Annotated in this window: 12 protein-coding genes; 3 read left to right on the top strand and 9 right to left on the bottom strand. The window is 54.2% G+C overall.

Annotated features, from left to right (window positions below):
* The first annotated feature begins 188 nt into the window (after positions 1-188).
* Entirely contained in the window at positions 189-674 is a 486-nt protein-coding gene (gene greA / locus PLIM_RS12815) for a transcription elongation factor GreA (RefSeq protein ID WP_196349448.1), read from the top strand.
* Between the two features lie 87 nt (positions 675-761).
* Here greA and PLIM_RS12810 read toward each other — a convergent pair whose 3' ends face one another.
* Complete coding sequence (locus PLIM_RS12810; RefSeq protein WP_013110743.1) at positions 762-2231, bottom strand: hypothetical protein; 1470 nt, start codon at positions 2229-2231, stop codon at positions 762-764.
* Positions 2232-2562: 331 nt separating this feature from the next.
* Positions 2563-4902, bottom strand: a complete 2340-nt coding sequence (locus tag PLIM_RS12805) for a DUF1592 domain-containing protein (protein ID WP_196349447.1) — start codon at positions 4900-4902, stop codon at positions 2563-2565.
* A gap of 388 nt (positions 4903-5290) precedes the next feature.
* Here PLIM_RS12805 and argC point away from each other — a divergent pair, with 388 nt between their 5' ends.
* Positions 5291-6298: an N-acetyl-gamma-glutamyl-phosphate reductase gene (gene argC / locus PLIM_RS12795; RefSeq protein WP_013110741.1), complete on the top strand. Its 1008-nt coding sequence runs from the start codon at positions 5291-5293 to the stop codon at positions 6296-6298.
* 183 nt (positions 6299-6481) lie between these two features.
* On the opposite strand, the gene PLIM_RS12790 is transcribed toward argC, so the two are convergent.
* The 4 genes from PLIM_RS12790 to PLIM_RS12775 form a co-directional block, all read right to left on the bottom strand.
* The gene (locus PLIM_RS12790; protein ID WP_013110739.1) at positions 6482-7711 is read right to left on the bottom strand and encodes a GTPase family protein; all 1230 of its coding nucleotides are present in this window, start codon (positions 7709-7711) and stop codon (positions 6482-6484) included.
* Positions 7711-8292 (bottom strand): isochorismatase family protein, encoded by a 582-nt coding sequence (locus PLIM_RS12785; protein ID WP_013110738.1) that lies wholly within the window; start codon positions 8290-8292, stop codon positions 7711-7713. The genes PLIM_RS12790 and PLIM_RS12785 overlap by 1 nt, the downstream gene beginning before the upstream one ends.
* 13 nt (positions 8293-8305) lie before the next feature.
* Positions 8306-9562 (bottom strand): M16 family metallopeptidase, encoded by a 1257-nt coding sequence (locus tag PLIM_RS12780; RefSeq protein ID WP_230849301.1) that lies wholly within the window; start codon positions 9560-9562, stop codon positions 8306-8308.
* A gap of 82 nt (positions 9563-9644) precedes the next feature.
* The gene (locus PLIM_RS12775) at positions 9645-10886 is read right to left on the bottom strand and encodes a M16 family metallopeptidase (RefSeq protein ID WP_013110736.1); all 1242 of its coding nucleotides are present in this window, start codon (positions 10884-10886) and stop codon (positions 9645-9647) included.
* A 394-nt stretch (positions 10887-11280) separates the two neighbouring features.
* On the opposite strand from PLIM_RS12775, the gene PLIM_RS12760 reads away from it, so the two are divergent.
* Positions 11281-11832, top strand: coding sequence for a hypothetical protein (locus PLIM_RS12760; protein ID WP_148227096.1), 552 nt, complete (start codon positions 11281-11283; stop codon positions 11830-11832).
* 65 nt (positions 11833-11897) lie between these two features.
* On the opposite strand, the gene PLIM_RS12755 is transcribed toward PLIM_RS12760, so the two are convergent.
* From PLIM_RS12755 to PLIM_RS12745, 3 genes are all read right to left on the bottom strand, one after another.
* Positions 11898-13034 carry a dipeptidase gene (locus PLIM_RS12755; RefSeq protein WP_148227095.1) on the bottom strand — a complete coding sequence of 379 codons (1137 nt, stop codon included), beginning with the start codon at positions 13032-13034 and terminating at the stop codon, positions 11898-11900.
* 300 nt (positions 13035-13334) lie between these two features.
* On the bottom strand, positions 13335-13811 hold the full coding sequence (gene dps, locus PLIM_RS12750) for a DNA starvation/stationary phase protection protein Dps (RefSeq protein ID WP_013110733.1): 477 nt from the start codon (positions 13809-13811) through the stop codon (positions 13335-13337).
* A gap of 173 nt (positions 13812-13984) precedes the next feature.
* Positions 13985-15322 carry a glycosyltransferase family 4 protein gene (locus PLIM_RS12745; protein ID WP_013110732.1) on the bottom strand — a complete coding sequence of 446 codons (1338 nt, stop codon included), beginning with the start codon at positions 15320-15322 and terminating at the stop codon, positions 13985-13987.
* Positions 15323-15395 lie beyond the last annotated feature (73 nt).

Below are 15395 nucleotides of genomic sequence, written 5' to 3'. Positions count from 1 at the left end.
GGTCCGGCGGTGGAAACTGGGCAGGCTTTTTGTTACGCTTATATTAAGGAAGGCGGGCTGTTGAACGACAGCCCTGCCTTTTTCGTTTCCAATGCCGGTCTTTCAGCATGGCAACTCGATCGAGTGGCCATGCATTTTTCATGATATGAAGCTTATTTGCCTGTGAATTCACAGGCCGTGTGGAGTCTGTGATGGAACTGCAACCAATCTCTCGCGAGGGTTACGACAAGCTCAAGGAAGAAATCCGCAAGCTTGAGCACGACGACATGCCCAAAATCGCTGAGGCGATTGCCGAGGCGCGCGCTGAGGGGGATCTGAAAGAAAACGCCGAATATCACGGCCAGCGCGAAGAGCAGGGGCGTTTGCAGGCGCGGATTAACTCTCTCAAGTCGAAGCTGGCGAGCTGCTACATCGTCGACAAATCCACCCTTCCTAAAGGGGTTGTCGCATTCGGAACACGTGTCACCGTCAAAAATACCGACGATGGCGATATCGAAAAGTACGAGTTCGTGGGGCCGGGTGAAGAAGACTACATGAGCGATGTCATGAAGATTCTCACGACCAGCCCATTGGCCAGTGCTCTGTTGGGCAAGAAGGTTAACGACAAAGTCTCGATTCAGGTTCCTCGCGGTACCATCAACTACGAGATCACCGAGATCGAAGAACTCGCGTAATCGTTTCGTCCATGGCAGGGTACTGAACGATCAATACCCTGCATTTGAGCTCTGCTTTCATCGCAGCATTTCGATTCTTCAGACGGCTCATGGAACCGCGAGTGTCGGCGCACCAGAGCCTGCCGCAGGGACACCAAAGCTCAGACCTTCGACGAACTCCAGGTCTTCCTTGCCGAACTTCTCCAGAAGCGAAGAATCGAGCGAGAACAGAAGCGAAGTCTGGCGCCCCGTACGCTCGGCCACGAGGAAGTAGATCCACGTCAGAGCCTGCTCTTTTTGAATCCCCTGGGCTACCACGCGGTAAACGAATCGTCCATTGGCGGCCGGTATGACCTCTTTCTTCGGCATCGTCCGGAATCGCTCACCCAGAGCGGTCCGAATATCAGATTCGAACTCGGCTTCGGGAAGGTGACTTCCCGGCTGGGCATTGGGAAGTGGTGAGATATTGCACTGGGCAATCAGTTGGCCATCCTTCATCTTACGGAAGATCGCCACCTGTGGTGTTTCATGATACAGGTGCCACAAGCGACCATGCAGGATGGTCAGACCCCACGGAGCATCGAACCGCACGCGCATTTGCCTGGTGGTGGGCAGGACAGTGGCTTCATCGACATATTTGGTTTCGCCCACACGGCCGGGAATCTGCGCAGGTCGGCGACGCAGCCGCAATCGAGCCGTAATATCGAGCCCGGGGCTGATCGCACCGATCGAGCGTTTTTCCACTTGGGAAAGTTCGACTTCGGCGATCGATTTTGAAGTGAGGTCGTAATCCAGATTTCCGGAGATTGTGACTTTTGTCGTCGCTCCTTCAATGGCCCCATTCAGCTCGCCTTCGAAGGAAATTCGAGCCATATTCCCCGTGATTCCCACGAATGTGCAGGTCAGCTTCTGATCGACCACAGCCTCGACAGCCACGAACATGGGCAACACCCAGTAATCCGGATTCCAGGTCTCTCCCGGCTTGACGGCTTTTCCTGGCAGAAGTGCAATCAGTGAGAGCGTGTCGCCAGGGGTCTGGAGCAGTTCCATTTCGTCGGTCGTCATCGGGCCGCCCAGGCTATAGAGCTCGATCCCTTCCAGACGGCCCTGAGCGACAATCAGCCGGAGTGTCTCAGCGAGTTGCCTTCGGGAGGCTTCGCCAGCGACAACGATATCGGCTGTTGTCTGTTCGTATTCGCGAATGGAACGCAATGCTTCCGCATCTCGGCCCGGGCCCAGCAGACGGCGTTCACGAAAAGAAATTCCGGCATTGAGTTTCAGTGGCAGCGATTTGGCCTGAGCTTTCTCGTCTTGTGTCTGCACCTGGCCAATCACTTCGATACGTGCACCAATCCCGAACACGCGGAAGTCATCAGCCGGCTCTTCCAGCGTGTAGACCGCATCCTCCTCAGCATGAAGCGGTGTCGGCCCATGCCCCAGGCAAGCCCCGGCAGCCAGCGTGAGGCAAGCTGTAAGTGCTTCTCTGCGATTGATTTCGAGTCGTAATTCCTGTTGCTGTGAGCCGGTCTGTGGTGAGGCCGTCTGTGGTACGATTGATGTATTCAGATCCTGGCGCATATCGACCGCTTCCCATCAGAGCATTCAACCATCCTTGTCATGCGAAACCGCCCGCATCCGGAAAGAATCGCCAACTTCCGCCATCATGGCAACCCCGTCTTTGCCGGTTCAGTATTGGATTCATCTGCTAGAGCGAGGTAGCCGGGTGGCTCATCCAACTTGTGCCCAATTCGCCTGCCCCGGGTTGTCGTGCAGAGCCACGTCAACAAGCAGCCGCGGCATGCGTATGACCACTCTCACAGCATTATTGAGCCCGCACACATTTCACGGACAAGTCGGTTTTTGATGGGAAGGTGCTGAGACTTCTGCCAATTCACGCATCATGCAGTGTTCACTTCGCAGCCGTTTCGGCAGTCTCTGGAACGCGGGCTGTCGCGACAGCAATGGCCACGGCCAGCTCGCGGATATTCAGGTTTGAAGCCGCAAACTTCTGATCAAGTTGTGTCAGGAGATCTTTACTGTAAGCCGGCCACGCCTGTTTCACGAGATTCTGGAAGAGCTGCTGAGTGAAAGCGGCTCGCGTTTCCGCGCTGGTCGCGAGGAACTCGGCCAATGCCCGGCTCCCCGCAAACTTCTCTTCCACACCAGTTCGCGTGAGGTATTGTCCAGTCGCATCGACAGGCTTACCCTTTTCTTCAGCACGGAAGCGGCCCACAGCATCAAACGATTCCAGTGGAAAGCCCAGTGGATTGATCAGGTTGTGGCAGGTGCGGCACATCTCGGCTTTAGTCTGTAAATCGACACGTTCACGCGTTGAAAGATTGGGATGCAAATCGGCTGGCTCGGGAGAAACAGCAATCGGCGGCATCTTGAGTGAGCGGCCCAGCACACTGCGAGTGACAAACACGCCGCGGTGAATCGGAGATGTCGTCGAAGTATAAGCAAAGCCCGCCATCAGGAAGGGATGAGTCAGCACGCCGGCCCGCTGGCCATTATCGATACGCACTTTCTGGAAATCTGCATTCTCAGGTAGGTCGGCTCCATAAAATTTCGCGAGGCGACCATTCATCCAGATGTGATCTTCGAGAAGAAGCTGCTTGAGGCTCGCTTCATTACTCTGCAGAACTTCATCAACAAACAGTTCGAGTGACGTTCGCAAATCGCTGACAATCGCTGGTGTAAACTCGGGATATTGCTGGGAATCTTTAGCAATATCGTGCAAATGCTCAACACGCACCCAGTTCAATAGAAAGGTCTTCAGCTTGGCTTTGCCCGCATCTGTTCGAACCAGGCGTTCCGCCTGTCGCTGAAGCTGATCAGGCTTTTGCAGTTCATTTTTAGCAGCCGCATCTCGCAACTGCTGATCGGGAATGGTGTCGCAGAGCGTGAACGAGAGTCGCGAGGCGACATTCCAGGGGTCATTGGGCGAACCGACGATCTCACGATACAGAAATCGCGGCGATTTGAGTGTCAGCAGCACAATGCGTTGCACGGCTGTTTCGAGGTCTTCGGTGGCATCGAGCCAGCGATCGACCATGTGGGTCTTTTCGTCGTCCGAAAGTGGCCTGCGGTGGGCTCGTTCGACAAAGCGAATGCAGAACTCGCGAACTTTTCGCTTCTTCTCTTCCGGATTTGCATCGCGGCCGTAACCCGCCAGGTCTTTGAGTTTCTTTGCGACGTAAGCTGCCGTTTCAATGGCGGCATCGGTCGTCGATTGTTCCCATTCTTTCGAGATGCTGTTGCCTCGCTCGTAGCCGGCACTGCGATCATCGGGCGGGAAGGGGGTGTTGACAATAAAGACTTCGGGTGTCCAGGCAGGGAGCAGATAACGCGTAGGGATCAGCTCTTCCGTTTTGTGGGGTGGTCGCCACCACAGGGCAATCGCAGCGGTCTTTTCTTTGGCATTTTTCGATTTGAACATCTGCAGGCGCAGTCGATACCTGCGGCCACCGAGCAGGTTGATTCGCTCGCGCCATTCGACATCGTTCCCTGAGCGAACTCGGCCATCGATGAGAATTTTTGATTCATCATTGAGCCAGAATTCCACACCATTGGCAGTCTTGATGATGATTTCGTATTCGCCAGTTTCCGGCGCAATGAGTGAGCCCGTCCAGTGAATCGAGAATTCATCGCTGGCCATTTCGACATCTGGCAGTGGCTTCCCTTCACCAAAATCAAACTGCACGACTGGATCAATCCGTTCGAGCTTTTTGTCTTCTTTACGGAAGCGACGCCCATCAAAATAGGTCGCTTTCAAGCCGAACTCGTTGGTGTTCTCGTAGCCTCCACGAAAACTGCCGAGCAAATCGGTCACTGCCTGCTGGTATTGCCTGACCGTAAGGCGGGAAAGTTCGATGCGGGAGGGGGAATTTCGAATCTGGGCATCGGGAGAATAGAAGGCGTCGTAGATGTATCGAGCCACATCTTCGGATTGAGCTTTGTCGAGTTGTTCGGGCTCACCTTCGGGCATGGTGGCATCGATGATGCGGGTCAACTCGACAATTGAGGCATCACCGATCAATGGCGTCTTGTAGCTATCGGTTCCTCCTTGGCCAGCCGCACCGTGGCAACTGGCACACTTCTGGGCAAAGAGAGCCTGTCCACGAACTTTCGCTGCCTGATGCGGGTCTTCCTCACCAGAGACAGAGGAATTCATCCAGGGACAGCCGAGGAGCACCACACAGACGGTGAGGTTCTTCAAAAACCAGAACTTGGAGGTGTGGGGCATCATATCCTCTCGACTTGGCGGAAGGTGTCTGGCGTTGACCAGTCTGGGGAAGGCCATTCAGCGGGCGTAAGCCCATGCAGGCGGGTTGTCACTTGAACTTGGCAGGATCTCTACAGAACTTATCGACATTCTTTGATGGTACGGTTGTGGGTGGCTGGCGTCAAATTTCTACTGCGGCAAAGAGTGTTGATGAAATGTGCAGCTTCACCGACTGTGGTGGCTGTTCGGCTGGCTCTTTTCTCGTCAAACTCTGGCTAAACAGAATTTCTGCCCGCTGAAAATGCAGGGCGGGTCGTTTTGTTCAGTAGATGACAAGGTCGATGTCGATGGGCCAGTTTTCGAGGCTTATCGATACTTCTTCGGGCCAGTAAGTATCAGGGAAAGCAGGCACATGACACGCGTCGCCATACTTGGTGGAACAGGGTACACCGCTCTGGAACTGCTCAAGATTCTCGCCCGGCATTCGAGCGCGAAAGTAACGGCTATCACCAGCCGCACGGAAACCAGCCCCATTCGCGAGATTCACCCGTCATTAGCGGGGCGATTTGATCTGTCATTAGAGAATCTTTCACCACAACAACTCAAAGAGCGGGCCGATGTCGTCTTCTGCTGCCTGCCACATGTGGCCAGTATGGAGGCTGTTCCCGGCCTTCTCGAAGTCGGGTTAAAAGTGATTGACCTGAGTGCGGATTACCGCCTGAAAGATCCCGAAGTTTATGCCAAATGGTACGGGCATGCTCATACCGACGCGGGTCGATTGAGTTCGGCTGTGTATGGTTTGCCAGAGCTTTATCGCGATCGCATTCGAGGTACCAATCTCATTGCCAACCCGGGTTGTTACACCAGCACATCGATCCTGGCATTAGCCCCCTTGATTCAACAAGGGCTGGTGGAGCCGACGGGGATTATCATCGATGCCAAGAGCGGTGTTTCTGGTGCGGGGCGAACACCCAAACAGAACATTCTGTTTGCGGAGTGCAACGAAAGTTTCGGTGCGTACTCGGTGGGTAATCATCGCCATCAACCCGAGATTGAACAGATCCTCTCGGAGTCCAGCGGCCGCAACGTTGATGTGATCTTCACTCCTCACCTGACACCGATGGATCGAGGGATCGAAGCCACCATTTATGCAGTTCCAAAGGCCAAAGCGACACAACAGGAACTGCTGGAAGTCTGCCGGGCGTTTTATCAAAACAGCCCTTTTGTACGGGTGGTTGATCGAATTCCGACCACCAAAGATTCGGCCTATACCAACTTTTTTGATATGACGATTCGCATCGTCAAGGATCGCGTCGTGATCCTGGCTTGCCTCGATAATCTCATTAAAGGGGCCAGTGGAGTGGCGATTCAGAACTTCAACCTGATGTATGGCTATGCGGAGACCGACGGCCTGCTGTAACTATTGATTGGCAGGCTTGTTTCGCGCGAAGTCGCGAAGAGTGCGAAGGAAATGGAGAGAGTTCAGGAGTTTATGCATGAGTGCCATGCTTACGGCTCGGAGCAAGCATGCTGAATCGACTCTGTACACGCCATTGATTTCTGGGTTGGGCAAAAGGTCTTTTCAACAGGATTTTGCGACGAATTAGCCGGGCATCCTATCCGACGATGAATTCTCAGGAGGAGATCTTTTCCTCCAGATTTCTCCTGCCAGGCTGGCCTGATTTTTGAGGTGCTCACGAAATTCCTGAGTGGATGGAAACTGGCCTGATCGTTCGCGCTCAATGGCCCAGATGATGGTCTGGCCGAGCCCGTAAGTTGTGGCAAATGCCAGCGCCGACGACGTGACAGAGCCGACATAAGGAATGATCTTGAGGAGCTCGCGCAGACCCTGACGGGCAATCATCTGGCCGGAGACTGCCGAAACCAGTTGTGCAATCCGCGAACCCGAATATTGATAGCGATATTCATTCGAGATCTGCCAGGCCAGTGCTGCTTGTAATCCCACCACAACAGGAAGATCAAACCACGGGGCGGGAATGGCACCAGCCACTGCTGCAGCACTGCTGTAAATCCAGAGTGTGCGCTGCAGCCGGGTGGTGAGATTGGCGGGCAATCCGGCCTGAGCACGCTGAAACTGCTGCAGTTGCGAGAGTTGTACCATGGCGGCATCGGGCAAAAGCGAGCAGATATCGCGGGTCAGTTCTTGAGCCCCCAGAAATGGGTTCGTAAAGCCGTCTTCGGGTTGTGTGAAATCAATGGTCGCGTGCCCATGGATGAACTGGCCGAAGGTCATCAGTTGCTGCTCGATCGATCGCGCCAGTGCTGATGGCCAGGGAGGCATCTGTGGGGTGATGTTCGACTTCTCGGCTGCCAGCATTTCTGCCGGATGATCCTGTCCCGGATAAGCCTCATGCAGATGAGTCAGTACGAGCAGGATGGGGATTTGTGACGATTGCTTACGAATCTGCTGTAGCAGGGCGACCATTTCGGCTTGTGCATGATCCATGGCCCGCACAACGAGCAGAATGAGATGGGCCTGTGTTGCCAGCGAAGCCACATCGGGCTCGTGGTCGTAACCAGCTTCACCCAATCCGCGTGTATCCAGAAAGGTCAGCAGGGGCTTCTCGACAGATGGAAAGTCATATCGATTCGTGCACTTTGTTTGCGGCCTGAAGCCATTCCCGATCTCGGCAGTGGTTGATTCCGTAAGATAGCGGATAATCGAGGTTTTCCCACTGCCGGTTTTTCCCAACAGCCAGAGGACTGGAGTGGGAAAATCGACGGGTGGTCGATCTGATTTCGTCGCACCAGCCGCTGTGCCACCGATGCTCGCGACGGGATCTTTCTTCCAGAAATTCCAGAAGGGAGCCATCAGTCACCTCGTGTCGATTTAATGAGCTGGCTGATCGTCTTGAACTGTGGTGCCTTCGAAGACTGGCACCATTCGAACAGAACAGATTCGGTCGAAACGATGGTGGCACCCGCCTGCATCATTCGCTGAAGTGCCCACTGGACATCTTCGGGGCGATAGCTGCCGGTGGCATCGTAAGGGACAAAGACCTGATAGCCCTGGGCCAGCAGGTCGAGTGCTGTCTGGAGAATGCAGATATGCGATTCAATCCCGCACAAGACGATTTGGGTTCGTTCCACCGCCGAATCGTGAGCAGGCTTCCAATTGAGGGCCGACCAGCCACTGAATTCGAACTTGGGAAGCACTTGAGTGCATGAGCTTTGCAGGCTTTCGATGGTTGAGCCCAGCTTTTCCGGGTACTGCTCCGTGGCGATGATGGGGATGGGCCAGCTGGCAGCGGCCTGTACCAGAACTTCGACCCGACGAACGATTCGTTCCGATTGATGAATGACTGGTAACAATCTGGTTTGCAGATCGCAGACAATCAGCGTCGATAAACTCGCCTCGAGTGACAAAGGGGGCTTGCGAATTGTCTCGACCATGGAAGCGGCCTCCTTAAAGTGTAGCCGTGTTAGGACCGACAGAGACTGTGGATGTCAAACGGAGTGGAAATTCGCGAATGACATTCTGCAGATCAGCCATCGTCACCTGATCGAGTGCCTCTAGTTCATCGTCGAGAGAACGGTATTCCATGCGGGAGTGCCAGTTCTGGCCAATGGCCAGCATGCGGTGCATCGGTTGCTCGCCGCGCGAAACCAGCCTTGTTGCCAGCAGATTGCGCGCCTGCTCCATCTCCTCCACAGTGAATGATTTGGTGTTAAGTTCATCGAGCACTTTGCGAACGGCCTGCCAGTTGTCTTCGGCAGCTTCCGGGTCACAGCAGAGATACGTGAGCCACGTACCACAGCCTTGATAGTCGCTGTAAGAAATCTCGGCGATATCTGTTAAGCCCGGGTCAACCAGTTCCCAATAGAGGCGGCTGTTCGAATCGTCTCCGACAATAATCGAGACCATCTCGGCGGCATATCGAAGTCGATGGCACGAATCCGGTGCCGGAGAGATCGACATGATGTGCTGCTGCTGGAGAGCCGGTTTTGCGATAACGACTGTTTGTGCTGCTGGAGCAGCACAGCGACATGGATGTGCGGTTTCCCCAGCGGGCCAGTGACCGCACTCTTTCGAAGCCAATTCCAGAACCTGATCCCAGTCGAAATTCCCGGCAACAACGAGCGCGATGTTCCCTGCGAGGTAATGCTCGCGATGGTAGGTCTTCATCTGCTCAGCCGTCAAAGACTGAATGCTCTGCGGAGTGCCAAGGATCGGTTGACCCAGGGGATGCTCGCGGAAATGAAGCTGCATGACATGGTCATAGGCGACGTAAACCGGTTGATCGGCATACTCGGCGATTTCTTCCAGAATCACCTGTTTCTCAGTGGTAAAGTCGTCTTCGCGCAGGCTCGGGTAGAGAATGGCCGCCTGTAACGGGAAGACCGTTTCGAAGTATTCTGGCAGGACGGCAGCATAGAAGGTGGTGACTTCTTCACCGGTGGAGGCATTGTAGTTGCAGCCAAGATCGTCAAAGAGTCGGTTGACCATCTCGGCGGGAAGCTTGTCGGTCCCTTTGAAGACCATGTGCTCGAGAAAGTGGCTGACACCACTTTCGCAGGCATGATTTTCGTCGCGGGCACCGGTGTGGACAAAGAAGCCAAAGGCAACACTCTGGGCACTGGGGCGATGCTCGCCCAGAATTGTCAGACCATTGGGAAGTTTGGCTTGCTGGAGCATGGGCTTCTGCCGGTTAAACGTAGCCATAGAAAAACGTCTATATTCAAAACTTGGGTGCAGGCACAGATTGAAGGGAAGTCCGGGTGGTTCGCCATCCGTTAGAAACTTGTCATTGAGCCATGTTGTTAACCAGCGGTTGGGGGCCAACCGTCAGGATCTGCAGGTTCGCCAATGGCCAGCGATCGAGATAGGCAAGAAGATCAGGAACTGTCAGATCTTCGATCTGCTGCTTGAGGCTTTGCAAAGTGCGGACATAACCCAGTTGATACCAATCCCGTGCAATCGACGCAGCCCGGGACGATGTTGAATCTTGTGCCATCACAAGTGAACTCTTGGCGAGGGCCTTGCACCGGGACAGTTCTTCCTCGGCAATACCCAGCTTGAGTCGCTGCAGCTCAATCAGGAGGACATCGAGTGTTTCCTGAGCCCGCTCATTCTGACTGCTGGCCGAGCAGATCACCCGGGCGGCCCCTTTGAGTGAATGCAGATTGGCACTGACCGAATAGCAGAGACCTCGCTTCTCGCGAACTTCGGTAAATAACCGCGAACTCATCCCCCCGCTCAAAATACTGACAATCGCCCACGCTTTGAGATAATCCGGGTGAGTAGAGTCTGCAGCCGGGTAGGCAATGCCGATCTGTGTCTGCTGGGACTCATGCGTTAAATGCTCGTAACCACCTGTGGTCGGAGGAAGTGGTGGTGCTGTGATCTCGCCAGGTTGCCAGTCGCCCAGCAGCTTTTCGAGCGTGGGGAGCAAGTCGCTCATTGCCAATGAGCTGGCAACACTGAAGATCGCCTGGTGCGGCTGCAGAGAACTCTTGGCCAACTGGCGGACATCTTCCATGTCAATTGCGGGAAGGTCGGCTAGTTCTCCATCAGCAGGAATGCCCCAGGGCGCAGGATACGTCCGGCGGCGGAGTTCCAGCGTGAGCTTCTGGCGCGGGTCGTCTTCGTTCGATGCGAGGGTCATTTCAAGCCCGGAGCGGGCCGCGTCGAATTCTTCTTCGGGAAGGTGCGGCCGGCGGAGAATATCGGCATAGACGGGCAAGGTCTCGACCAGATTGCGGGCTTGCGTCACTCCCGAAAGGACCAGATGAGCGGGAGTGATTGACTCTTCGTTCTGCACACCCAGCAGACTGAGTTGGCCCAAAAGTTCTCGGCCTGATCGTTGGCCCGCACCGCGGAAGAGAAGATCGGCCAGAATGGTCGATGTTCCCGCTTTACCGGGCTGCTGGTAAACGCTGCCACCGGGCAACAGCCAGCAGAACGCTGCGGCTCGTGTATCGGGCATTCTTTCGGAAACAATCGCCAGCCCATTGGGCAGAACGATCGATTCAATCTGTTGTTGCATGTCGCCTCAAGTCTGTCGTGATGATCGCCCAGCAGATCCGCTGCTTCAGTCCTCTCGTCGTGTCGAACAAAGGGTGTGGTCGTCGAAACGATCGCTACTGGAACAACTGACGAACACTGGACTTACAGCAGTATTGACGATTGGCGGGAGCGAGGCAAACCTGCTGAGTCAGTTCGCGGAACATTTTTGCGTCGCTGGAAAAGAGGGTCACACGGACTGCGATTCGCCTTAATGGAGAATATGAGTCATTTTTGCGATAATAAGTGGCTACGATGGAGTGATGGCTTTGGTGAAAATCGGCTGGTAGAAAAGAATTTGAATCCATTTCTCAATTGAGTGTGTGACTAATATGTCATCTATCGTCGAAGCCTCGTCTGCAGCAGCATTAAATTCCGTGTCGACTCCAGAGTCGCCCGGAACATCCGCCCAGATTGTGCTGGTGCGGGCTGGTCGCATGCCCGAAGTGGAGCGAGCTGTTGTCAGTGAAGGTCTCACTGTCCAGCGGGGCGATGTCGTGATTCTTGAAACACCACGCGGCCCACTCACGGGCCGGGTGCTTGAAGATATTTCGAAAACATGGCGACTCATGTCGCATGAAGCTCTGCCTGCGATCACTGTTCAGCGGTTTCCCACAGAAGATGACAAGGTCACAATCCGCGAGCTCGAATCGCTGTCAGCCCAGGAGTTCATGCCGTGGATCATGCGTATTCGGAGCTGGGATCTGGATCTGGAGTTGGTCGATCTGGAGAAAACTCTGGATGGTGAAAAGTGGATCCTCTACGTTCTGGCGGGCCGCGGCCCCGACTGTACTAAACTGGCCCTTCAGGCTGCGGCGGCTGGTTTAGGAATCATTGAAGTTCAGCCCATTCAGGCCGCAGGAACACGCCCGAAAGAGGAAGCGAAAGGTTGTGGAACAGGTGGCGGAGGCTGTGGTTGTGGTTCTTGAAGTGACATCTTCCAGCATTACCCCCAGAGCAGCCTGAGTATAGCTATTTTTGCCTGCAGTTGAACTTATGGCTGTTTCGAGTTTTTCGCGACTTGTTCCGCTTCTTTGAGGACTCTCAAGATATTGCCGCCGAGGATGGCGTGGATCTGGGGCTTGGTGAAACCTCGGCGAATGAGTTCCTTTGTCAGATCCGGATACTTTGAGACATCTTCGAGTCCCCGGGGAAGCTGGCGGACTCCGTCGAAATCGCTGCCGATCCCCACATGTTCGACACCGGCCACTTTGGCAATGTGGACAATATGATCGACGACATCGTCAAGAGTACCGACATCTTTGGGATTGGCTTTGAGCCTTTCTGTTGGCACGATGTAGCCAGACATGAAATTGACCATGACGATGCCGCGATTGGCGGTGACGCGTTTGAGGACCACATCGGAGACATTGCGCGGGTGATTGCAGATCGCTTTGGCAGAGGAATGCGAGAAGATCACGGGGGCTGTAGTGATGTCGAGTGCATCGAGCATCGTCTCTTCGGAAACATGCGAAAGATCGACGAGCATCCCCAGTCGATTCATCTCGCGCACGACTTCTTCGCCAAACGGAGTCAGACCACCATGTTGCGGTTGATCAGTGGCGGAATCGGCCCATTCGATCGTTTTCGAATGGGTTAACGTCATATAGCGAACTCCCTCACGATAAAGCTGCTGCAAAATGGGGATCGAGCATTGAATGGAATAGCCTCCTTCCGCTCCCATGAGTGAGGCAATTTTCCCTTGCGCGACAATCCGTTCAATATCGGCTGAAGAGTCGGCCAGTTCGAGTTGATCGGGATACTTCTGGGCCAGCTTCCGGACGATCTGGATCTGTTCGAGAGTTTGAGTCAGAGATATGCCTTGCTGGTAAGTATCGGCGGGGACATAGACCGACCAGAACTGTGCCTTTAACCCTGACTGTTTCAGTTTCGGGAAATCGGTATGAAGCAACGGTTGCGGCACCGTGAGATCGAGCCGATCGACAGAGCCTTTGGCAAGTTTATGGATCTGCCAGGGGAGATCGTTATGTCCGTCGAAAAGCATGCCCGAAAAATGAATCTCGCGGGTCAGAGCATCGAGTTCTGCTTCGCTGAGAGTCCTGGCAACTGATGCTGAGTCTGATGAGGCTTGGGGACCCAGAGAAACCTCGCTGGCAACTAGATCAGTCATGACAAGACTGAGGATAGCCAGAACGAGTCGCGAAGACGTGTGAATCGGTGTGCCTCTTCTCCGGGAAGATGTCTGACGATGGATCATTTCGCTTGGGGCCTGAAATTGTTCGTAGTCAAATTCATGACAAATGTAACGATGAAAATGCTGGCAATGGTTCTGGTGCGAGCGGCCACCCAAATCTTCTCGAATCTATAGAATTCCACTCGAAAAACGAAGTAAAAAAGCCAGCAGCATGACCAGCAATTGTTTGGTCATGCGGCTGTTGATTTTGATCTTGTTCTTGCGGGTCAACTGCAACTACCCGATCAAATGTGATTCGAGGAACCAGAGTTGCTTATCGGTTTCACGGGAGATGCCTGTGAAAAGGTCGGCCGTATCGGCATCGCCCGCTTCATCCGCAGTCTCGATGGCTGCTCGGGCTGCTTTGCCGAAGTAGGCAAAGGCAGTCACCAGAGCCTGCAGATGATCCTTGCCCGAAGTAATACTCGTCGAATATTCGGGAAGTGTGGTGGCTTTGGCGACGTTTTGAGTTGTCCCATAGGCGGTACCACCTAAAGCCACGGCCCGCTCAGCAATGTCATCGACAAAGCCATCTACAAGATCGCGCAGTCCATCGAAGAAGAGATGCAACTGCATGAAATGCGGCCCCTTCACATTCCAGTGGGCCTGCTTGGTCTGCAGTGCGAGGTCGATCGAGAGTGCCAGTTGTGTGTTGAGCAGTTCGACCATAGCAAAACGGACATGTTCGGGTAGGTTGTTCTTGGTGGGATGCATGGATAAACCTTTTCTGATGGATCAAACACTGATTTTGCAGGATTCACGGATTGTTGAATCGCTCGAATGCAAACGAAAGCGAAATCTGTGCCTGATGGAATTACCCGGATCTTGTCAGGTTTCTAACAGAATTCGGCCTGTGTGAGCTGATTTCTCGCATAGAAACCTCAAGTTTAAGTGGCAGAAGTTTGTCCAGACTGGTGTTTGAGCAACCAGCCAGAGAGGAGTTCTTCAGTCGCCTGGCCGAGAGCTGTCAGATCGTGGTGATGATGAAGTTTCGCAAAACCGGCAGCACCCATTTGCATTCGCATTTCGGGTGAGAGGAGAAGTTGTTCAAGCTGATCAGCGAGATCAACAGGGTTATCAGGCGAAAAAAGCAGCCCGCCCGCTTGCGAATAATCGTCAGCAGGAACGATTTCAGGAAATGCGCCATGAGCCGGTTGAACGACCGGCAGGCGATGAGCCCAAGCTTCGAGTAGAAAAATCCCTTTGGGCTCACGATAGGTCGTCGGAACAGAAAAGAGATCGATCGCACGGAGAAAGGCATTCTTTCCGTGGATCGAAGGGGGGCTTCCTTCGTATCGAAAGCGGTCTTTCAGAGGATTGGCGCGATGCTGGACTGCCTGAAGATAATCTCGCTGCGAAGGGGGCAGATAGCCGGCGGCACGAATCTCGAAATCAAGCCCACGTTTGGCAAGAATCAGGCCTGCTTCAATCAGTTGATGGAGGCCTTTTTCAGGACAGATCCGGGCAAAATATCCAATGACAGGGCGCTGACTGCGAGAAGGTAAAGTTGAGTCGAGTTGCACATCTTCCATCAGGCGTGAGGTATCGACGGCTAAGGGGAGCCGGGCGAACTTCTGCAGATCGAGGTTGAGCATGCTCGACATGTGCCGGGCGTAGTAATCGCTCTGGGTAATATAGCCATCAAACAGGCTGGCATTGGCAGTGATCTGCTCGATCGCTTGTTCGCGATACTCCGGGAGGAGGCCATCGAGGAAGATGTCGTCTCCTTGCAGCATGCAGAAGATCGGCCCGCGAAAGCGGCTCCGCAGATTAACCAGCGGCCCGCTCATCAGGGCGTTGCTGAAGAAAACAGCGTCCGGGCGATACTCATTAACGATAAAGCTGGCGAGTTCTTCAAAGCTCTTCGTATGTGGCCCATGGGCACCACGCAGCATCGAGAGAGCGAGTTCTCCAAGTTCTTTCGCCTCATTACTGACAGAAAAACGCGAGGCAAACGAGAGAATCTGTGGATGATCGAGCCACTTGCGTGTCCAGCCCGGGAGCCTGCTGATTAAAGGATACTTCTGTTCGAGATAAAGATTAATACCCCCGATGAAGATACGAGAGGTTGTCGGCGGTTCGTCGTCGAGAGTGAGTGGAGTGTAGCAGGGAATCAGCGTGGCTTCGTGCCCGCGTGCCAGCATCGATTTGGCCCAGGTGCTGTCGTGCAGGCAGGAGCCGCAGAACATGCCTGCGCCACCAGCAGTGATCATCGCCAGACGCATGGTCTCTCCATCATGTGATGTAGTCGTGGCATAAGGTGTTGACAGCGATCATTTTCATTCTGGAGGCCGGGCA

Source organism: Planctopirus limnophila DSM 3776 (assembly GCF_000092105.1).
Classification (GTDB): domain Bacteria; phylum Planctomycetota; class Planctomycetia; order Planctomycetales; family Planctomycetaceae; genus Planctopirus; species Planctopirus limnophila.
Note: the sequence above shows the minus strand (reverse complement) of the source record. Positions and strands in the feature narration are given on the sequence as shown.